An 18,893-nucleotide genomic window follows, 5' to 3' on the forward strand; every position below is an offset into this window, starting at 1 on the left:
GAACAAGGAGAACACCATGCGACTCGTCATCGCCCTGGGCGGCAACGCCCTGCTTCGCCGCGGCGAAGCCATGACCGCGGAAAACCAACGGGAAAACGTGCGAATCGCCTGCGAGCAGATCGCCAAGGTGGCGCCCGGCAACGAACTGGTGATCGCTCACGGCAACGGCCCGCAGGTCGGCCTGCTGGCCCTGCAGGGCGCCGCCTATGACGCCAGCAACCCCTACCCGCTGGACGTGCTCGGCGCCGAGACCGAAGGCATGATCGGCTACATGATCGAACAGGAGCTGGGCAACCTGCTGCCGTTCGAGGTGCCCTTCGCCACCATCCTCACCCAGGTCGAGGTGGACAGCGCCGACCCGGCCTTCAGGAAGCCGACCAAGCCGATCGGCCCGGTCTACGACAAGGCCGAGGCCGAGCGTCTGGCCGCCGAGAAAGGCTGGAGCATCGCCCCGGACGGCGACAAGTTCCGCCGCGTGGTGGCCAGCCCACGGCCACAGCGCATCTTCGAGATCCGCCCGATCAAGTGGCTGCTGGAGAAAGGCAGCGTGGTGATCTGCGCCGGCGGCGGCGGCATCCCGACCATGTACGACGGCAACAAGCTGCGCGGCGTCGAGGCGGTGATCGACAAGGACCTGTGCTCGGCGCTGCTGGCCGAACAACTGGCCTGCGAGCTGCTGGTGATCGCCACCGACGTCGACGCCGCCTATGTCGACTGGGGCAAGCCGACGCAGAAATCCATCGCCGCCGCCCACCCCGACGAGATCGACAAGCTCGGCTTCGCCGCCGGCTCCATGGGGCCCAAGGTGCAGGCCGCCTGCGAGTTCGCCCGCAACACCGGCAGCACCGCGGTGATCGGCTCGCTGGAAAACATCGAGGCCATCGTCCAGGGCACCTCGGGCACCCGCATCAGCCTGGACTGCGACGGCATCCGCTACCACTGACCCCGGCGCGGGGCCATGACCCCGCTCGCCACGTTGCAGGGACGTTCAGCATGTTCACCCCAGGCCATCTGCACCGCGACAACCTCGACCGCCCGGAAAGCCTGCGTCTGGCGCCGCCCTTCTCCGTCGACTTCTACTACCAGGTGCGCCAGGACCCGGCGCAGGGCCCGATGCTGCATATGCGCCTGGTCGGCGAGGTGCAGGGCCGGCATTTCGACGAGGAGTTCGAGCTGCACCGCGACGTCGCCTTCAACTTCGCCAGCGCCGCCACCCGCGTCGCCGCCCGTCACGGCCTGCCGATCAACGCCAGCCCGGTGATGCGCGGCCACGACGAGTACGACAAGGTGTTCGCCGATATCCGTGCCAAGCTGCATGCCAAGCCGGGCGAAACGGTGAATCTCGATCACGTGCTGTGAGCGCCGTAGCCCGGATGAAATCCGGGCTGGTTGATCGACGCACAACGCGCGCAGCGCCTGCCGGGTACTCGGCGCTGCTGACGCGCAGGGCGCCCCTATGCCTGCATAGTCCAGCCGTGCACGCCCATCGCCGCCTGGCGCCCGGCCTCCGAGCGGGTCGGGTGCGGGTGGCAGGTCAGGGCGATGTCCTCGGCCGAGGCGGAGAACTCCATGGCCACGCAGTATTCGCCGATCAGCTCGCCGACGCTCGGGCCGATCATGTGCACGCCGAGAATCTGATCGGTAGTGGCGTCGGCGAGAATCTTCACGAAGCCTTCGGTCTCGTGGTTGATCTTCGCCCGGCTATTGGCGCTGAAGGGGAACTTGCCGACCTTGTAGGCGCGGCCTTCGGCCTGCAGCTCCTCCTCGCCCTTGCCGACGCTGGCCACCTCCGGGCGGGTGTAGATCACCCCGGGAATCACCCCGTAGTTGACCTCGGCCGCATGCCCGGCGATGCGCTCGATGCAGGCCACCGCCTCGTCCTCGGCCTTGTGCGCCAGCATCGGCCCGGAGGTGACGTCGCCGATCACCCACACGCCGGGTACGCCACTCTGATGTTTGTCGTTAGCGAGCATGCCGCGCCGGTCGGTGCTCAGGCCGACGCTCTCCAGCCCAAGCCCTTTGGTGTAGGGGCGGCGGCCGATGGCCACCAGCACGTAGTCGGCTTCCAGGCTTTCCGCCGCGCCGCCGGCGGCCGGCTCCAGGCTCAGGGTCACCCCTGACTGGCCGGTCTTGGCAGCGGTGACCTTGGTGCCGAGCTTGAAACTCATGCCCTGCTTGCCCAGGGTGCGCTGCAGGGTCTTGGCGGTCTCGCCATCCAGCCCGGGGCAGATGCGCTCGAGGTATTCCACCACGGTGACCCGGCTGCCCAGGCGGCGCCATACCGAGCCCAGCTCCAGGCCGATCACCCCGGCGCCGATCACCACCAGGTGCCCTGGCACCTCGGGCAGCGACAGCGCGCCGGTGGAATCGAGGATGCGCTGGTTGTCGATCTCCACGCCCGGCAAAGGCGTCGGTTCGGAGCCGCTGGCGATGACGATGTTCTGCGTCTCGAGCAGGCGTTCGCCGCCCTCGTGCAGCTTGACCTGCACCCGCCCCGGGCCGTCGATGCGCGCCCAGCCCTTGACCCACTCCACCTTGTTCTTGCGAAACAGGAACTCCACGCCCTTGGTCAGGGCTTCGACGCTGCCTTCCTTCTGTTTCATCATCTGCGGCAGGTTCAACTGCGGCGTCACCTCCACCCCCAGCGCACTCAGCTCGCCGCCGGCCGCTGCCTCGTACAGCTCGGAGGCATGCAGCAGGGCCTTGGACGGCATGCAGCCGACGTTCAGGCAGGTGCCGCCGAGGGTCTCGCGGCCCTCCACGCAGGCCACCTTGAGCCCCAGTTGGCCGGCGCGGATGGCGGCGTTGTAGCCGCCGGGGCCGGCGCCGATGATGACCACGTCGTAGCTGCTCATGGCGAAACTCTCCTTGCCTCAGAAAATGCGCTCGGGCGGGCGCGCAACAGATGGAAGCCGGTGAACGCCAGCGCGGCGAACAGGGCTTGCAAGGCAACCATAGGCCAGGCCGAGCCATCCTGCAGCCAGGCCAGCAACAGGCCGCTCACCGTCGCCCCGCTCATCTGCGCGAAGCCCATCAGCCCGGCCGCCAGCCCGGCGCGCTGCGGGTTGGGAATCACCGCGCCGGCCACCGCCGCCGGCAGCAGCATGCCGCCGCCCAGGGTCACCAGCACCTGCGGCAGGGACAGGCCGAGCAGCGACAGGCCAAACAGCACATAGATCGCCAGGGACAGGGCGGCGCCGGCCAACACCAGCGCCACGCCGATGGCCACCACTCGCTGCGGTCCCAGGCGCTGCACGTTGCGCAGGGTGAACAGGGCGCCGCCGAGCAGGCCCGAGACGATGGCCGCGAAGGTCATGCCGTACTGCGCCGCGCTCAGCCCGAGCAGGCCGATATAGACCGCCGAGGAGCCGGCCACCACGACGAACATGGCGCCGTAGGTCATGGCGATGGTCAGCGCCAGCGCGCGGCAGCTGCCCAGCAGATCCCAATAGTCGCCCGCCAGACGACTCAAGCGCCCGGCCTGCGGGTCGCGCTGCAAATGGCTCTCGCGGTAGCTGCCGAGCACCGCCAAGAGCGCCACGCCGCCCAGCACTAGGCTGGCAACCAGCGGCGCCCGCCAGCCGCCGTACTGGGTCAGCAGACCGCCGAGCAGCGGCGACAGGACGATGGCGACGAACATGCCCAGTACCGTCAGCGCCAGGGCCGGCCCCGCCTCGGCCTGCCACACGTCGCGCACTATGGCGCGCGCCAGCACCAGCGCGGCGCAGGCGCCGAAGCCCTGCAGCACACGGGCGGCGATCAGCGTCTGGATGTTCTCCGCCAGCAGCATGCCCAGGCTCGCCAGCAGGTACAGCGAGAGCCCGGCCAGCAGCACCGGGCGCCGGCCGAGACGGTCGGACAGCGGGCCGAGCAGCAGCTGGCCGAGACCGAAGGCGGCGACGAACAGCGACAGCGCCAGCAGGCTGCTGCCCGGCGCGGCGTGCAGGCCGCGCTCCAGGGCGCCGAGCGCGGGAATCAGCAACTGGGTGGAGATTTCCCCCAGGGCGGTGAGCAGCATCAGGAGCAGCAGCAACAGACGGGAGGGGGACGGACGCATGGCGAATCTCCGGCTCGGGGTGTTTATATTTCAACCATAATATGAAAGATTAGATGTCGTCCATCATAAAATTGGGAGACCCGCATGAACCCGCAAGACCGCGATACCCGTCTGGCCGCCTGGCACGCCGAAGAACAGGCGCTGCGCGCCAATCTCGCCGCCCCTGGCACCCTGGCCCTGGCCGAGGTGGCCAGCATGGCGCCCATGGACTTCTTCGACCGCATCGGCCGCGGCGAGCTGCCCAGCCCGCCCTTCGGCCAGCTGCTGGATTTCGTGCCACTGCAGTGGGCCAGCGGTCGTTTCGTCTTCCAGGGCACGCCCGATGCGCGTCACTACAACCCACTGGGCAGCGTGCACGGCGGCTATATCGCCACCCTGCTCGACTCCTGCATGGGCTGCGCGGTGCACACCTTGCTAAAGCGGGGCCAGGGCTACACCACCAGCGACCTGCGCGTCAGCTATATCCGCGCCCTGCGCAGCGACGCCGGCCCGGTACGCGCCGAGGGCCGCATCATCCACCTCGGCCGCTCCACCGCGCTGGCCGAAGGACGCCTGTACGACGTCGACGAGCGCCTCTACGCCATGGCCTCCACCACCTGCCTGATTCTCGATATGGCGCCGCCGGCGCCCTGAGTGCACAACGCGGTCGCGCCAAGGCGCGGCCGCGGGTGTAAGATGACAGCCAACATCTGAATCATCCGGAGCACCCCATGCGCTATTCGGAAGACCACAAGGCCAAGACCCACCAACGCATCATCGACGAGGCCGCGCTGCGCTTTCGCCGCGACGGCATCGGCGCCACCGGCCTGCAGCCGCTGATGAAGGCCCTGGGCCTGACCCACGGCGGCTTCTACGCCCACTTCAAGTCCAAGGACGAGCTGGTGGAGACCGCCCTGCGCCATGCCGTGCAGGACCTTGCCAGCAACACCGAACAGCAGGCCGAGAAGTCCGAGGCGCCGCTGCCGCGCTTTATCGCCAGCTACCTGTCCAGCGCGCACCGCGCCAACCCCGGCGCCGGCTGCCCGCTGCCGACCATGTCGGCCGAGCTGGGCCAGCGTGGCGAGGCCAGCGAGATCACCGACGCGCTGATCCGCAATCGCCTGGCGCTGATCGAAGACAACCTCAAAGGCGACGACGCCGCCGAGCAGAGCGTGCTGCTGCTCTCGGCCATGGTCGGCGCCTTGCTGCTGTCGCGCAGCGTCAAGGACCCCGGGCTGTCCGACCGCCTGCTGAAGACCACCCGCCGTCTGCTGATCGAGCAGGCGCAGGACGCTCAGCAACAATAGGGGCGCCTGACCGGCGCCCCGCGCGCTTATTTATAGCGCGCCGCAGCCTGGCTGTGCGACAGGTTCGGCCCCAGCGCCGCGCGGGCGGCGACGAAGGCGTCCCAGTCGGCGGCATCCGGCAGCGAGGGGATGGTCACCAGCTCGCCCTGATCGAAACCGGCCAGCGCCGCGTCGACCATCTCGCCCACCTCCATGATCATCGACGGCGGCAGCGCCGAGGCATCGGTGCCGCTGCGCTCCCAGATCTCGGTGCGGGTCACCCCCGGCAACACCGCTTGCAGCTGAACGCCCGAGCCGCGCAGTTCGCCGGCCAGGGTCTGGGTCAGGCTCAGCACATAGGCCTTGGTGGCGCTGTACACGGCGTTGAACATCTCCGGCGCCAGCGCCACCACCGAGCCGATATTGACGATGGCGCCACGCCCGGCCTGGCCGAAGCTGGCGGCCGCGGCGGCGGCCAGATGGGTCAGGGCCACCACGTTGAGCTGGATCATCGCGTCCACCTGTTCCAGGTCGGCGCCGGCCAGCGGCCCGTTCATCGCCACCCCGGCATTGTTCACCAGCAGGCCGATGCGCGCGTCCTCGCGCAGGCGCTGCGCCACCTTGCGCACGTCGGCCGGCACGGTCAGGTCAGCCGGCATCACCTCGACGGCGACGCCGTACTCGCCGCCCAGGCGCTCGGCCAGGGCCTGCAGGCGCTGGGCGTCGCGCGCCACCAGCAGCAGGTCGTGACCACGCCGAGCCAGGCGCTCGGCATAGGTGGCACCGATGCCGGAAGAGGCGCCGGTGATCAGGGCGGTGGCGGGTTTGCTTGCAGCGTTCATAGCGTTCTCCATGAAGAGGTTTGAGCGGGCCAATTAGATTACAGTCATAATCTTAATCTCCTATATGAACCTCGTCATACTGCTCGTCAATGGCTTTTCCACTCCAGCCGACCAATGACCGCCACGGCCGTGCGCACCAACTTATGGCCGTTTCTGTCCCAGCGGTCAGCAAAAGGTGCACGAACGGCCACCATCCTGCGCCGAAATGCAAGCCATCCGATTGATTTGCAAGGTCTATCGCCAATCACGAGAATTGGCGCCGTTTTTGCTCTAGCTGCACCAGCCTGACCAAGCAGACAGGTTTACAACCATAACGACACGCTACACACCAGGAGCCTTCATGAACCGCACCCTTTCTTCGCTGATCCTCGCCGGCGGCCTGCTGGCGGGCGGCCAGGCCGTCGCCGGCGACCTGCTGCACTGGCAGGACAACAGCCTGACCTACCTCTACGGCCAGGACTTCAAGATCGACCCGGAAATCCAGCAGACCGTCACCTTCGAGCACGCCAGCGGCTGGAGCTTCGGCGACCTGTTCATCTTCGTCGACGCGATCAAGTACAACACCGACGCCCGCAACGGCGCCGGCGACGGCCATACCTTCTACGGCGAGTTCAGCCCGCGCTTCTCCCTGGGCAAGCTCAGCGGCGCCGACCTGTCGTTCGGCCCGCTCAAGGACGTGCTGATCGCCACCACCTACGAGTTCGGCGAGGACGACGTCGAGTCCTACCTGATCGGCCCGGGCTTCGACCTGGCCATCCCCGGCTTCGACTACTTCCAGCTCAACACCTACCTGCGCACCACCGATGGCAGCCGTCCCGGCGACAACGTCTGGCAGATCACCCCGGTGTGGAGCTACACCATCCCGGTCGGCGAGTCCGACATCCTCATCGACGGTTTCATGGACTGGGTGGTGGACAACGACGAGAACAGCCGCGGCGACTACCACGCCAACCTGCACTTCAACCCGCAGATCAAGTACGACCTGGGCAAGGCGCTGAAGTGGGGCGAGAAGCAGCTGTACGTCGGCATCGAGTACGACTACTGGAAGAACAAGTACGGCATCAAGGACGGCGGCTTCGTCAGCACCAACTTCGTCGGCCCGACCGACCAGAACACCGCCAGCCTGCTGGTCAAGGCGCACTTCTAAGCACCACCGAGGACTGGGCAACGCCGCTTGCGAGTGCCAGCATGCTCTGGTCACCTTCGGGAGCGGCGCCATGCCCGATTTCATCGCCAGCCACACCGCCGAACGGCTGCAGGCCCTGCACCAGCAGGGCTTCGTCCTGCTGCCCGGGGTGCTGGAGGCGCCGCGCATCGCCGCGCTGCGCACCGCCATCGATGCCCTGCGTCCCATCCACTGGGACTACCAGGGCAGCCTCGACCACTACAAGTGCCTGTTCAACCGCAACCCGTTCTGGCTGCCCTACCTCGACCTGCCGCAGGTGATCGAGCTGGCCGAAGCGGCGCTGGGCGAGGATTGCCACGTGATCGGCCAGACCGCCTGGCGCTGCCACCCCGGCTTCGTCGGCAGCGCGCTGCACCTGGATCATCTGCCGATGGCGCTGCCGCCGAGCCTGCTGGACGATCCCGCCTTCGAGCTGCCGATGCAGATCTGCACCGCCCAGCTCTATCTCGACGACATCGACGCCGAGCTGGCCCCGACCCGGGTCATCCCCGGCAGCCACCGCGCCGGCCGGCCGCCCGCTGCCGGCGAGCGTCACTGGCGTGGCCGCGAGCCCGAGCCGATCTTCTGCCGCGCCGGCGATCTGCTGTTCTTTCGCAGCGAGCTGTGGCACGCCGGCAGTCCCAACCTGAGCCGCACGCGCAGCCGCTATCTGCTGCAGATCCATTACGGCCGGCGCATGGTGGCGCAGAAGTTCTCGCCCTACCTACACTTTCGCTTCGACCCGGCGGTGCTGGCCGCCTGCACCCCGCGCCAGCGGCGCCTGCTCGGCGATCACGCCGAGGCCGAGTACGACTGAGCGCCGACGCAGTTGCGACCTTCGGCCAATCCCATCCATCGCTGCGCTGTGCTTAGCTGGCGGTCACGCCCGCACAAGGATGGCCGATGCCCCCGCGTATCCTGCTGCTCACCGCCCTGGCCATGCTGGCCTTCGCCGGCAACTCGCTGCTGTGCCGCCTGGCCCTGCGCGAGACGGCCATCGACGCCGCCAGTTTCACCGCCATTCGTCTCGTTTCCGGTGCGCTGACGCTCTGGCTGCTGCTGCGCCTGCGCACGGCGCGCCAGCCCATGGCCGGCAACTGGCCGGGGGCGCTGGCGCTGTTCGCCTACGCCGCGGCCTTCTCCTTCGCCTACCTGCAGCTGGACACCGGCGTCGGCGCCCTGCTGCTGTTCGGCGCGGTGCAACTGAGCATGCTGCTCTGGGGCCTGTGGCGCGGCGAACGCCTGGGCCTGGCGGCCAGCCTCGGCACCGCCCTGGCGGCCGGCGGCCTGCTCGCGCTGCTGCTGCCCGGCGCCAGCGCGCCGCCGCTGACGGCCGCCCTGCTGATGCTGCTGGCCGGTATCGCCTGGGGCGGCTACTCGCTGCTCGGGCGCGGCCAGGGCGACCCGCTGGCGGTGACCGCCGGCAATTTCCTGCGCGCCGCGCCGCTGGCCCTGCTCTTGGCCCTGACGCTGCTGCCGCGGTTGAGCTGGGACGGCGCGGGTCTGTGCTACGCCCTGCTGTGCGGCGCGTTGACCTCGGGCGTCGGCTACGCCATCTGGTACAGCGCCCTGCCCGGCCTGCGCGCCAGCCAGGCCGCCACCGTGCAGCTCAGCGTGCCGATCCTCGCCGCCCTCGGCGGCGCCCTGCTGCTCGGCGAAGCGCTGAGCCTGCGTCTGCTGCTCAGCGCCGGCGCGGTGCTCGGCGGCATCGCCCTGGTGCTCGGCAGTCGGCAACGCAAGGCCGGGAGCTAAAGCGGCTGGCGACGGTCTTCTATGCTGTAGCCAATGCTCATCCGGAAGATCGCCATGCCCCGTCTGTTTCGCCTCTGTTTTATCCTGCTGCTCGCCCTGGGCCTGGGCGCCTGCGCCAGCCTGGGCCAGCGCGACCCGCTGCGCATCGACCTGGCCGGGCTGGAACCCTTGCCCGGCCAGGGCCTGGAGATGCGCTTCGCGGTCAAGCTGCGGGTGCAGAATCCCAACGACAGCGCGGTGGACTTCGACGGCGTGGCGCTGGAGCTGGAGGTCAACGGCCAGCCGCTGGCCAGCGGCGTGAGCGACCAGCGCGGCAGCGTGCCGCGCTTCGGCGAGACCCTGATCAGCGTGCCGGTGAGCATTTCCGCCTTCTCCGCCATGCGCCAGGCCTGGGGCGCCACCGACTACCGCCCGGGCCAGGGCCTGCCCTACGTGCTGCGCGGCAAGCTGGCCGGCGGCCTGTTCGGCACCCGCCGGTTCAGCGACAGCGGCACCCTGGACTGGCCGGAGCCGCCGCGCGTCTACTGACAGGCCGCGCACGCCAACCCTTTTGGTGCACCCGCTCGGCGCCGCCGCACCAGGACGGCTCGCCTGCGCCTCAGGCCGCCTGAGCCCCGCCCTGCAGCAGCTTGTCCAGCTGCTGCAGCAGATGGCGACGGCTGATCACCCCGAGCACCCGGCCACCGGCGTCGACCACCGGGTAGTTCTTCGGCTTGTCGCCGAGCATCTGCTGCACCAGTGCCATGGGGTCCATGTCGGCGCACACGCTGAGCACGTCGCGGCGCATGATGTCGCCGACCGTGGCCACCCGCTGGTTGTAGTAGGCCACCTGGATCGCCACCTTCAGGCATTCCTGCTCGGACAGCCAGCCGAGCAGGCGGCCGTCGCCGTCGGTCACCGGGCCGCCGAGCAGCTCGTGGCGCATCAGTTTGGCGACCGCCTTGACCACGGGCATATCGGGATGGATGCGGGCGAAATCCCGGCTCATGCAGTCGGCGATGGAGGCAGTGATCATCGAGGTGGTCCTTGTGCGATTGGAGGAAGCGCCCGGGGACATGGCCCGGACGCTCAGCCGCTAGCAAGTTCCACGCCCTTTCCTGACAGATCGACGCAGGACGCGCCGGGAACCGCCTCTTGGAGGGCTCAGCTCTGTTCGGCGACGCGGCGCCGGCAGGCTTCGCCGAAGGCCTGGAAGATCTTCACCGAGTCGGGGTTGGCGGCGGCGCGCCATTCCGGGTGCCACTGCACTGCCAGCAGGAAGGGCGACAGGCTGGGGGCGTGAATGGCCTCGATCAGGCCGTCCTCGGCGCTGGCCAACACTTCCAGGCCCTGGCCCAGGTTGCGGATGGCCTGGCCATGCAGGGAGTTGACGCGGATCTCCGGCTGCCCCAGCAGCTCGGCGAACCAGCTGCCGGGCACTGGGTACACCGCATGGCGCGGCGCGTACTGCACCTCCACCGGGTCGTCGGGGTTCTCCCGGTGGTCGTGGTAGCCGGGCTCGGCATAGACCTTCTGGAAGATGTCGCCGCCCAGGGCCACGTTGATCTCCTGCATGCCGCGGCAGATGCCGAAGATCGGCAGGCCGCGCGCGAGGGCGGCGCGGATCAGCGGCAGGTCGAACAGATCGCGGTCGCGGTCCTGGGCCTTGTTCGGCGTCTCGTTTTCCTGGCCGTAGAGCGCCGGGTCGATATTGCTGCCGGCGCCGGTCAGGTACACGCCGTCGGCCATGTCCAGGTACTGCTCGAGGTCAGCCGTGCCGCAGCAGGTCGGCACCAGCAGCGGCACGCAGCCGGAGAGCTCGACCAGCGGCTGGATGTATTTGTGGGTCATCACTTGATAGTCGTGGCCCTTGCGCTCCTGAGCGCCCATGGACATCAACACGACGGGTTTGCGCGGGGTACTGCGGATTTTCTTGTCGGACATACGTCACCTTGGGACAGGCCGGGCCTGTCGTTGCTGTGCAGGCCGGTGGCTGTCGCCGACTGCGGCCTGTTTGGCTAACTCCGTGCACCCGGGCTCGTCCTGAGCCGGGGTGCCGCCTTCCGACGGCGGCGCGAAACCGGGCCTTGGCGACTCTGCGCAAAGGGGCGCCACAGGAGCGCCCGCCACCCGGTTCGGCAGCGGAATCTATTGCCAGTCTGCCCGAACCGTAAAATATGTCAAACAAACAAGCGCGAAATTGTCGAACAAAATGCACTCGCAGATTCCTCAGAAATGGCTTAAGCCGGCATGATTCAAGCAAAAAGCGGTGAAACCTGCCCGCCCGGCAAGTCCAATATTTTTGACATCACCGGCGAGCCGAGCGGCGTCCTAGAGCGGCGCCCGCGGGCAAAACCCTATACAATTCAGGGTCTATCAACCCACAGTCGAGGACGTCCCTTGAGCAGCCTGCCACCTTGCCCCCAGTGCAACTCCGCATACACCTACGCTGACGGCGAGCAGCTGATCTGCCCCGAATGCGCCCATGAATGGCGGGCCGGCGACGCCGCCGGGGGCGACGAGGCGGCGCGGGCGATCAAGGATTCGGTGGGCAACCTGCTGCAGGACGGCGACAGCGTCACCGTGATCAAGGACCTCAAGGTCAAGGGCTCGTCGCTGGTGGTCAAGGTCGGCACCAAGGTGAAGAACATCCGCCTGGTCGACGGCGACCACGACATCGACTGCAAGATCGACGGTATCGGCGCGATGAAGCTCAAGTCGGAGTTCGTGCGCAAGGTCTGATCTGCCGCACGCCCTCGGGGAAAATTGGCTAGCCTGAACACAAGCCCGCCCCGAGGAGACCCGCCATGCGCCTTCTGCTGCTCGTCCTGCTGGCCCTGGCCAATCCCCTGGCCGCGGAGCCCTGGCGGGTGGTCGGCGACGAGCAGTTCGCCCCCTACAGCTTCGTCACCGGCGAGGACGACACGCCTCGCGGGCTCGACGTCGAGCTGGTCGAGGCGGTGCTGCGCGAGGCCAGGGTCGCGCACCAGATCCGCCTCTACCCCTGGGAGCGGGTCAAGCGCATGCTCGAGCGCGGCGAGGCGCAGATGGCCTTCCAGTTCGCCGGCACGCCGCAGCGCCAGGAGCAGTACGAACTGGTCGGCCCGCTGCGCAGCGGCGCCACGGTGTTCATGACCACCGCCAAGACCGCGATCGCCGACTGGCGCACGCTGGACGACTTCGCCCCCTACGTGATCGGCCAGGTGCGCGGCTACGCCTACGAGGAGCACTTCGACCGCGCCGACCTGGCCCGCGACAGCAGCGCGCAGAACCCGCGCCAGCTGGTGTCGATGCTGCTGGCCGGGCGCATCGACATCATCGTCGGCGACCGCGTGCAACTGCAGTACTTCGTCCGCGAACAGCGCGCCCAGCAACAGGTGCGCATCCTGCCCCGCCCGCTGGTGCAGATGCCGCGCTTCGTCGCCTTCGCCAAGGGCGATATCCAGCGTGCCCGGCAGTTCTCCGAGGCGCTGGTACGACTGCGCAAGGCCGGCACGCTGGAGCGCATCCAGCAGCGCTGGGCACAGTGACGCCCAGGCCAGCGGCTTGCGGAAAAATACTAGCGTTTAGCCATTTCAATTCGCCGGCGGGCAACTACGCTAAGCCTGTTGATCATTCATCGGCCGACCGTGGGCGAACCTGTAGTGCGTTGGATTCGAATCACCCAGTCAGATGGACCCGCACTGGAGCTCACGGATGCAACAACCGATCCCCCTCACCTCGCGACTGGATGCCCTGGCCCAGGCCGAGCCCGCCCTGCTGCTGGCCCTGTCGGGACTCGCCGCGCTATGCATCGCGCTGATGCTGTGGCGCCTGTGGAAAAGTGTCCGCGATTCGCAGCGCAGCCTGGGCAAGACACCCGAGCCGCTGCTGCCCCACCAGCAGTTGCACCGCCTGTTCGAGCAGAAGGACAGCCTCGAAGCCGAATTCGTGCAGTTGAAGGCCAAGTGGCTCGGCCTCAAGCTTGGCCAGCAGCCGCGCGACCTCGCCGGCCATCGCCTGCCCCATGCCGGACTCAACTACCAGCGGCGCGCCAGCGATAGCCTGGCCATCGTCCACTACGGCATCAAGAGCACGCAGCTGATCGGCCTGCTGCGCGAGGCCGGCCTGCTGCTGATCCGCCTGTGCGACGCCACCCGCCTGCCGGTGCAGGGCGAGCTGCTGGACATGCTGGTTCAGCTCAACGAGATGGAGAAAGACATCCTCCTGCACCTAGGCGAGATCGAGCACAGTCTCGGCAACCCACAACTGCCCTTCCTGCTCGACACCCCCTCGGACAGCCTGCGCCAACTGCCCATGGTCATCGAGCGCCATGCCGACGCCATCGAACGCCACGAGCGCTTGATCCACCGGCTGTTCGCCGGCCTCCACCTGGAAGTCGATGGCCCGCGCTCGAGCCGGCGGCTGAGCGGTCGAGGCACCAAGCGCAGTTCCTAGCCAGCAGGCAGCGCCCCCTGGTTTACATAGCTTTTACACAGCGCCATGCAATGCGCCGCCCGAGTATCGGTCGAAACCAGTAACCGGATCGCTCCGGCCCTACAGGAGGCACGCTCATGCATACGCGTATTTCCCTCGTCACCGGCCTGCTCGCCAGCCTGGCACTGGCCGGCGTGGAACCGGTTCAGGCCTCGGATCGTCGCGACGCCGCCATCGCCGGAGCGGTAGTCGGCGCCGTGGTCGGTGGCGTGATCGGCGCCAACAGCCGGATCTACTACGCCCCACCACCGCACGTGGTGTACTACCCGCCACCGCCGGTGTACTACGAGCCGCCGGTCTACTACCGCCCCTATACCGTGGTGGTGGGCCCGCGCTACTACGAACCCCGGCCGTATCACTACAAATCGCGCCACTATCACCACCCGCACAGGCACTGGCGCGGCCACAAGCACCATCATCGTTATCGTCGTTAAACCCGCTCGCTCTGTGAAAAAGCCGCGACTATCGCGGCTTTTTCATCATTGGTGCGCGCGGCGCCCCCTACGCGGCTCAGGCCGGGCTCGCCGCCCACTGTTCCAGGCGCACCACGCTCTCGCGGTAGGGTTTGAGGCTCTTGCCCAGCAGCACGATAGACATCAGCACCGCCAGGGTGGTGACGATCAGCAGCGAGTAGCGCAGCGCGTTGTCGTCGGCGAAGACGAAGTCGGTCACCAGCGCCACCGCGGTCGGACCTATCCCCAGGCCGATCAGGGTGATGACGAACAGGTAGATGGCCGAGGCCTGGCCGCGCATCGAGTTGGGCATGATCTCCTGGATCGCCGCCGGCGCCACGCCGAACGGCATGCTCAGGCAGAACACCGTCGGCGCCAGCAGCACGCTGGCCCAGAAGGCGGTGTCCATCAGCGGGAACAGCAGCACCAGCGGCAGCGCGCCGAGCGCGGCGTACAGACCGACGCGCATGTTGGCGTCGCTGCGCCCGCGCTTGGCCATCCAGTCGGCCAGGCGCCCGCCGAAGACGATGCCCAGGCAGCCGAACACCGCGACGATGCAGCCGTAGACGATGCCGACCTGGCCAGCGTCCCAGCCGTAGGTGCGGATATAGAAGGTCGGCACCCAGGCCGCGCTGCCGTAGCCGGCGAAGGCCAGGCCGGCGAAGCCGAAGTTGTGCAGCAGCACGGTGCGACGGTTGGCACGGATATAGCGGCCGACATCCGCCAGCGGCACCGCCACGCCGGCGCCGGCGCCACGCCGGGCCGGCTCCTTGACCGCCAGCATGAGCAGGGTGAACAGCACCCCGGCGCCGCCGAGGATCAGGAAGATCAACTGCCAGGGGCGCACTTCGCCCAGCACCGGCAGTAGCACATTGCCCTGCGCCGAGGCGAACTGGATGACCAGCCCGCCGACCAGGAAGGCCAGCCCCGAGCCGAGGTAGACGCCCATGGAGTAGACGCTGATGGCGGTGGCGCGGCGCTCGGCGGGAAAGCTGTCGGCGATCAGCGAATAGGCCGCCGGCGACAACGCCGCCTCGCCCACGCCGACGCCGATGCGGCACAGCAGGAACTGCCAGTACAGCTTGGCCATGCCGCAGGCGGCGGTGGCGGCGCTCCAGAACAGCACGCCGACGGCGATCAGCCCGCGCCGGCTGCGGGTGTCGGCGACGCGCCCGAGGGGAATGCCGCAGATGGTATAGAACAGGGCGAAGGACAGGCCCATCAGCAGGCTCATCTGCGTGTCGTTGATCAGCAGGTCGCGGCGGATCGGTTCGACCAGCAGGTTGAGAATCTGCCGGTCGACGAAGGACAGCACGTAGGCCACCATCAGGATGGCGACAGTGACCCAGGCACGGGCACTGGAGGGATAGCCGTTATTGTTGTTATGCACGGACGCTCTCCTCGGCACCGCTGAACGCGGCGCGCGGCGGTTGAAAGTGCGTCAGCTTAGGGCGATATAAACGGCGCTGAGTATCGCTCGAAGGTGTTATCAGGCGGGCGAATGCTTCATACCCGCCGGGGCGAATGGCGCGGCGGCCGTTTCAGATGGCCAGCGGCGCACGCTCGCACAGGGTCTTCAGCGCCGCCGCCCAGTCCGGGTGGTCGTTGAGGCAGGGCACCAGCTGCAGGCTCTCGCCGCCGGCCGCGACGAACTGCTCGCGGCCGCGGTCGCCGATTTCCTCCAGGGTCTCGATGCAGTCGGCGACGAAGGCCGGGCACATCACCAGCAGCTTCTTCACCCCCTGCGCGGCCAGCTCGTCGAGGCGCGTCTCGGTGTAGGGCTCGATCCACTTGGCCCGGCCCAGGCGCGACTGGAAGCTCACCGACCACTGCTGCGGCTGCAGACCCAGGCGCGCGGCGAACAGCTCGGCGCTGCGCAGGCACTGCGCGCGGTAACAACCGGCGAGCACCTCGGCCGAGGCCGTGCGGCAGCAGTCGGCGCCCTTGAGGCAATGACCGCTGGGATCGAGCTTGTGCAGATGGCGCTCGGGCAGGCCGTGAAAACTCAGCAGCAGGTGATCGAACGGCTGCTCCAGGTAGGGCTTGGCGCTGGCCGCCAGGGCGTCGAGGTATTCGGCTTGCTCGAAGAACGGCGGCAGGATCGACAGGCGCAGCTTCAGCCCGCGCTCGCGTAGCACCCGCTTGGTCTCTTCGATCACCGTGGTGGTGGTGCTGTCGGCGAACTGCGGGTAGAGCGGCGCCAGTGTCACCTCGCGGACGCCCTGGTCGACCAGACGCTGCAGGCTGGTTTCGATGGACGGCTCGCCATAGCGCATCGCCAGTTCCACCGGGCCGCGCGTCCAGTGCGCCTGCATCGCCTGCTGCAGGCGGCGGCTGAGCACGATCAGCGGCGAGCCCTCGTCCCACCAGATCGAGGCATAGGCATGCGCCGAGGCCGCCGGGCGCTTGATCAGGATCAGCGACACCAGCAGGCGGCGCAGCGGCCAGGGCAGGTCGATGACATAGGGGTCCATCAGGAACTGATTGAGGTAACGGCGGACATCGGCTACTTCGGTGGACGCGGGCGAACCCAGGTTAACCAGCAACAATGCGTGATCGGTCATGCGAAATCCTAGTCAGTGATGGCCCAGCAGATCGGCCAGGGCCACGTCCAGATGGGTGAAGCGAAAACTGAAACCCGCCTCCAGCAGGCGCGTCGGCACCGCGCGCTGGCCGCCGAGCAGCAGCTCGGACAGCTCGCCGAGGCCGGCGCGCAGGGCGAAGGCCGGCGCCGGCAGGATCGCCGGGCGATGCAGGGCCTGGCCCAGCGCCCTGGCGAACTCGGCGTTGCGCACCGGCTGCGGCGCGCACGCATTATAGGGACCCCGGGCAGCGTCTCGCTGCAAGAGAAAGTCCATCAGGGCGATTTGATCGGCGATATGCACCCAGGGCATCCACTGCCGGCCGTCGCCGAGGCGTCCGCCCAGGCCCAGCCTGAACGGCAGCAGCAGGCGTTTGAGCATGCCGCCATCGGCGCTGAGCACCAGGCCGGTGCGCACCAGCACCACGCGCAGGCCCAGTTCCTCGGCGCGCAGGGCAGTCTCCTCCCAGGCGCCGCACAGCTGCGCGGCGAAATCGTCGGTGACCTGCGGCGTGTCCTCGTGCAACTCGCGCTCGCCGCCGTCGCCGTACCAGCCCACCGCCGAGCCGGACAGCAACAGCGCCGGGCGCTGGCTGCGGCCCTGCAGCCAGGCCAGCAGCTGTTCGGTCAAGCCGATGCGGCTGGCCCACAGCAGCGCCTTGCGCTTGCTGCTCCAGGGCCGGTCGGCGATGGGCGCGCCGGCCAGGTTGACCACGGCGTCGAGCGGCTCCTCGGCCAGCTCCTCGAGCCGGCCGATGCCGCGCACGGTCGCGCCGCACAGGCGCTTCACCTTGTCCGGCTCGCGGCTCCAGACGGTCAGGCGGAGGCCCTGCTCGGCCCAGTAGGCGCAGAGCCCGCGGCCGATCAGGCCAGTACCGCCGGTCAGCAGGATATGCATGGCATCGTCCTCGCATGGAAATTGATGAGCTTTCACCCCTAGTCTGGTTTATGACGCGCACACGTGCCTTTATTGATGGCCGCGTTTGTCCTAAACCTAGAGTAAGGAGCGACACCCGAGGCAACAGCTGTACATGAAAGCATTCTTGTATAGCTTTTGTCCAAAGCGTAGCCTGTAAAGCATTCAGAGCTGACGAGGTCACCATGAACGCACCCATCGCCATCATCGGCACCGGCATCGCGGGATTGTCCGCCGCCCAGGCCCTGCACGCCGCCGGCCAGGAGGTCCAGCTGTTCGACAAGAGTCGCGGCAGCGGCGGGCGCATGGCCAGCAAGCGCAGCGATGTCGGCAGCCTCGACCTGGGCACCCAGTACTTCACCGCGCGCGACCGCCGCTTCGTCGAGGTGGTGCAGCAGTGGCTGACCCGCGGCTGGGTCGCCGAATGGACGCCGGGCATGTACCACGCCAAGGACGGTCAGCTCAGCGCCTCGCCGGACGAACAGGTGCGCTGGGTCGGCACGCCGCGCATGAGCGCCATCACCCGCGCCCTGCTCGGCGCCCTGCCGGTGCACTTCGCCTGCCGCATCACCGAGGTGTTCCGCGGCGGCAGCCACTGGAGCCTGCAGGATGCCGAGGGCTGCAGCCACGGCCCGTTCAGCCACGTCGTCATCGCCACCCCGGCGCCGCAGGCCAGCGCCCTGCTGGCGGCCGCGCCCAAGCTGGCCGGCGCTGCCGCCAGCGTGATCATGGAGCCGACCTGGGCGGTGGCGCTGGGCTTCGACACGCCGCTGGAGACCAAGGTCGAGGGCTGCTTCGTCCAGGACAGCCCGCTCGACTGGCTGGCGCGCAACCGCAGCAAGCCCGGCCGCGACAACCGCCTGGACACCTGGGTGCTGCACGCCAGCAGCGCCTGGAGCAAGCAGCACCTGGACCTGCCCAAGGACACCGTGATCGAGCAGCTGCACGGTGCCTTCGCCGAGCTGATCGGCTGCGCCGTGCCGCCGCCCAGCTTCACCCTGGCCCACCGCTGGCTCTACGCCCGTCCGGCGCAGGCCCACCAGTGGGGCGCGCTGGCCGACGCCGATCTGGGCCTGTACGCCTGCGGCGACTGGTGCCTGTCCGGCCGCGTCGAGGGTGCCTGGCTCAGCGGCCAGGACGCCGCCCGCCGCCTGCTCGAACACCTGGCATGACGCCCGCGCGGCGGCTCAATCCGCGCAAGCTGCTGCTGTCGAAATGGACCGCGGCGCAGCCGCAGAACCGCGAACGCCACTTCCTGGTCACCGAACTGATCCGCGACGAGGCCGACACCATTCTCGCCGTGGAGCTGCAGGCCGTGCTGACCCGGCGCAGCCAGCAGCTCGACTGGCGCCAGCTGCAGGACACCCAGCGCTGGCTGCAAGGCTGGCGCTGAAGCCCACCTCTTCCC

General features: G+C 68.4%; 22 protein-coding genes. 14 read left to right on the top strand and 8 right to left on the bottom strand.

What is annotated here, in order from left to right:
* The first annotated feature begins 16 nt into the window (after positions 1 to 16).
* Both arcC and AC1G9C_RS19430 read left to right on the top strand, forming a co-directional pair.
* The gene (arcC, locus tag AC1G9C_RS19425; protein WP_457789267.1) at positions 17 to 943 is read left to right on the top strand and encodes a carbamate kinase; all 927 of its coding nucleotides are present in this window, start codon (positions 17 to 19) and stop codon (positions 941 to 943) included.
* 50 nt (positions 944 to 993) lie between these two features.
* The gene (locus AC1G9C_RS19430; RefSeq protein WP_021443085.1) at positions 994 to 1,359 is read left to right on the top strand and encodes a DUF5064 family protein; all 366 of its coding nucleotides are present in this window, start codon (positions 994 to 996) and stop codon (positions 1,357 to 1,359) included.
* Between the two features lie 95 nt (positions 1,360 to 1,454).
* On the opposite strand, the gene lpdA is transcribed toward AC1G9C_RS19430, so the two are convergent.
* Together lpdA and AC1G9C_RS19440 are read right to left on the bottom strand one after the other, a co-directional pair.
* Positions 1,455 to 2,855, bottom strand: a complete 1,401-nt coding sequence (gene lpdA / locus AC1G9C_RS19435) for a dihydrolipoyl dehydrogenase (RefSeq protein WP_480408522.1) — start codon at positions 2,853 to 2,855, stop codon at positions 1,455 to 1,457.
* On the bottom strand, positions 2,852 to 4,057 hold the full coding sequence (locus AC1G9C_RS19440) for an MFS transporter (RefSeq protein ID WP_397496183.1): 1,206 nt from the start codon (positions 4,055 to 4,057) through the stop codon (positions 2,852 to 2,854). The genes lpdA and AC1G9C_RS19440 overlap by 4 nt, the downstream gene beginning before the upstream one ends.
* Positions 4,058 to 4,141: 84 nt before the next feature.
* Between AC1G9C_RS19440 and AC1G9C_RS19445 the strand changes: the two genes are divergently transcribed.
* Positions 4,142 to 4,690, top strand: coding sequence for a PaaI family thioesterase (locus tag AC1G9C_RS19445; protein ID WP_480408523.1), 549 nt, complete (start codon positions 4,142 to 4,144; stop codon positions 4,688 to 4,690).
* A 77-nt stretch (positions 4,691 to 4,767) separates the two neighbouring features.
* Entirely contained in the window at positions 4,768 to 5,343 is a 576-nt protein-coding gene (locus AC1G9C_RS19450) for a TetR/AcrR family transcriptional regulator (protein ID WP_480408524.1), read from the top strand.
* Between the two features lie 26 nt (positions 5,344 to 5,369).
* On the opposite strand, the gene AC1G9C_RS19455 is transcribed toward AC1G9C_RS19450, so the two are convergent.
* Entirely contained in the window at positions 5,370 to 6,164 is a 795-nt protein-coding gene (locus AC1G9C_RS19455) for an SDR family NAD(P)-dependent oxidoreductase (protein ID WP_122108313.1), read from the bottom strand.
* Positions 6,165 to 6,504: 340 nt separating this feature from the next.
* Between AC1G9C_RS19455 and AC1G9C_RS19460 the strand changes: the two genes are divergently transcribed.
* The 4 genes from AC1G9C_RS19460 (at position 6,505) to AC1G9C_RS19475 (ending at position 9,609) form a co-directional block, all read left to right on the top strand.
* Positions 6,505 to 7,311, top strand: coding sequence for an outer membrane protein OmpK (locus tag AC1G9C_RS19460; RefSeq protein ID WP_480408525.1), 807 nt, complete (start codon positions 6,505 to 6,507; stop codon positions 7,309 to 7,311).
* Between the two features lie 70 nt (positions 7,312 to 7,381).
* Positions 7,382 to 8,146, top strand: a complete 765-nt coding sequence (locus AC1G9C_RS19465) for a phytanoyl-CoA dioxygenase family protein (protein ID WP_480408526.1) — start codon at positions 7,382 to 7,384, stop codon at positions 8,144 to 8,146.
* A gap of 86 nt (positions 8,147 to 8,232) precedes the next feature.
* Positions 8,233 to 9,081: an EamA family transporter gene (locus AC1G9C_RS19470; protein ID WP_480408527.1), complete on the top strand. Its 849-nt coding sequence runs from the start codon at positions 8,233 to 8,235 to the stop codon at positions 9,079 to 9,081.
* A 54-nt stretch (positions 9,082 to 9,135) separates the two neighbouring features.
* The gene (locus AC1G9C_RS19475; RefSeq protein ID WP_036987625.1) at positions 9,136 to 9,609 is read left to right on the top strand and encodes an LEA/WHy family protein; all 474 of its coding nucleotides are present in this window, start codon (positions 9,136 to 9,138) and stop codon (positions 9,607 to 9,609) included.
* A gap of 70 nt (positions 9,610 to 9,679) precedes the next feature.
* On the opposite strand, the gene AC1G9C_RS19480 is transcribed toward AC1G9C_RS19475, so the two are convergent.
* Positions 9,680 to 10,096, bottom strand: a complete 417-nt coding sequence (locus AC1G9C_RS19480) for a CBS domain-containing protein (RefSeq protein WP_480408528.1) — start codon at positions 10,094 to 10,096, stop codon at positions 9,680 to 9,682.
* A gap of 128 nt (positions 10,097 to 10,224) precedes the next feature.
* Positions 10,225 to 11,004: a gamma-glutamyl-gamma-aminobutyrate hydrolase family protein gene (locus AC1G9C_RS19485; protein ID WP_480408529.1), complete on the bottom strand. Its 780-nt coding sequence runs from the start codon at positions 11,002 to 11,004 to the stop codon at positions 10,225 to 10,227.
* 456 nt (positions 11,005 to 11,460) lie between these two features.
* On the opposite strand from AC1G9C_RS19485, the gene AC1G9C_RS19490 reads away from it, so the two are divergent.
* From AC1G9C_RS19490 to AC1G9C_RS19505, 4 genes are all read left to right on the top strand, one after another.
* A complete protein-coding gene (locus tag AC1G9C_RS19490; protein WP_122108308.1) occupies positions 11,461 to 11,802 on the top strand; it encodes a zinc ribbon domain-containing protein YjdM in 342 nt (113 codons plus the stop codon).
* A 65-nt stretch (positions 11,803 to 11,867) separates the two neighbouring features.
* Complete coding sequence (locus AC1G9C_RS19495) at positions 11,868 to 12,590, top strand: substrate-binding periplasmic protein (protein WP_397496176.1); 723 nt, start codon at positions 11,868 to 11,870, stop codon at positions 12,588 to 12,590.
* Between the two features lie 166 nt (positions 12,591 to 12,756).
* Positions 12,757 to 13,497 carry a hypothetical protein gene (locus AC1G9C_RS19500; protein WP_397496175.1) on the top strand — a complete coding sequence of 247 codons (741 nt, stop codon included), beginning with the start codon at positions 12,757 to 12,759 and terminating at the stop codon, positions 13,495 to 13,497.
* 116 nt (positions 13,498 to 13,613) lie between these two features.
* Positions 13,614 to 13,970: a hypothetical protein gene (locus AC1G9C_RS19505; protein WP_480408530.1), complete on the top strand. Its 357-nt coding sequence runs from the start codon at positions 13,614 to 13,616 to the stop codon at positions 13,968 to 13,970.
* 76 nt (positions 13,971 to 14,046) lie between these two features.
* Here the strand turns inward: AC1G9C_RS19505 and AC1G9C_RS19510 are convergent, their stop codons facing one another.
* The 3 genes from AC1G9C_RS19510 to AC1G9C_RS19520 all read right to left on the bottom strand — a co-directional run bounded on the left by AC1G9C_RS19510 (position 14,047) and on the right by AC1G9C_RS19520 (position 17,467).
* A complete protein-coding gene (locus AC1G9C_RS19510) occupies positions 14,047 to 15,378 on the bottom strand; it encodes a spinster family MFS transporter (RefSeq protein WP_021443494.1) in 1,332 nt (443 codons plus the stop codon).
* 151 nt (positions 15,379 to 15,529) lie between these two features.
* Complete coding sequence (gene hemH / locus AC1G9C_RS19515; protein ID WP_480408531.1) at positions 15,530 to 16,552, bottom strand: ferrochelatase; 1,023 nt, start codon at positions 16,550 to 16,552, stop codon at positions 15,530 to 15,532.
* 12 nt (positions 16,553 to 16,564) lie between these two features.
* Positions 16,565 to 17,467 (bottom strand): TIGR01777 family oxidoreductase, encoded by a 903-nt coding sequence (locus tag AC1G9C_RS19520; protein WP_480408532.1) that lies wholly within the window; start codon positions 17,465 to 17,467, stop codon positions 16,565 to 16,567.
* Between the two features lie 203 nt (positions 17,468 to 17,670).
* On the opposite strand from AC1G9C_RS19520, the gene AC1G9C_RS19525 reads away from it, so the two are divergent.
* Positions 17,671 to 18,657, top strand: a complete 987-nt coding sequence (locus AC1G9C_RS19525; RefSeq protein WP_122108304.1) for an NAD(P)/FAD-dependent oxidoreductase — start codon at positions 17,671 to 17,673, stop codon at positions 18,655 to 18,657.
* Positions 18,654 to 18,878 (top strand): TIGR02450 family Trp-rich protein, encoded by a 225-nt coding sequence (locus AC1G9C_RS19530; protein WP_480408533.1) that lies wholly within the window; start codon positions 18,654 to 18,656, stop codon positions 18,876 to 18,878. Before AC1G9C_RS19525 ends, AC1G9C_RS19530 begins: the two co-directional genes overlap by 4 nt.
* Positions 18,879 to 18,893 lie beyond the last annotated feature (15 nt).

The sequence above is a fragment of the Pseudomonas sp. ABa2 genome, from assembly GCF_056676075.1.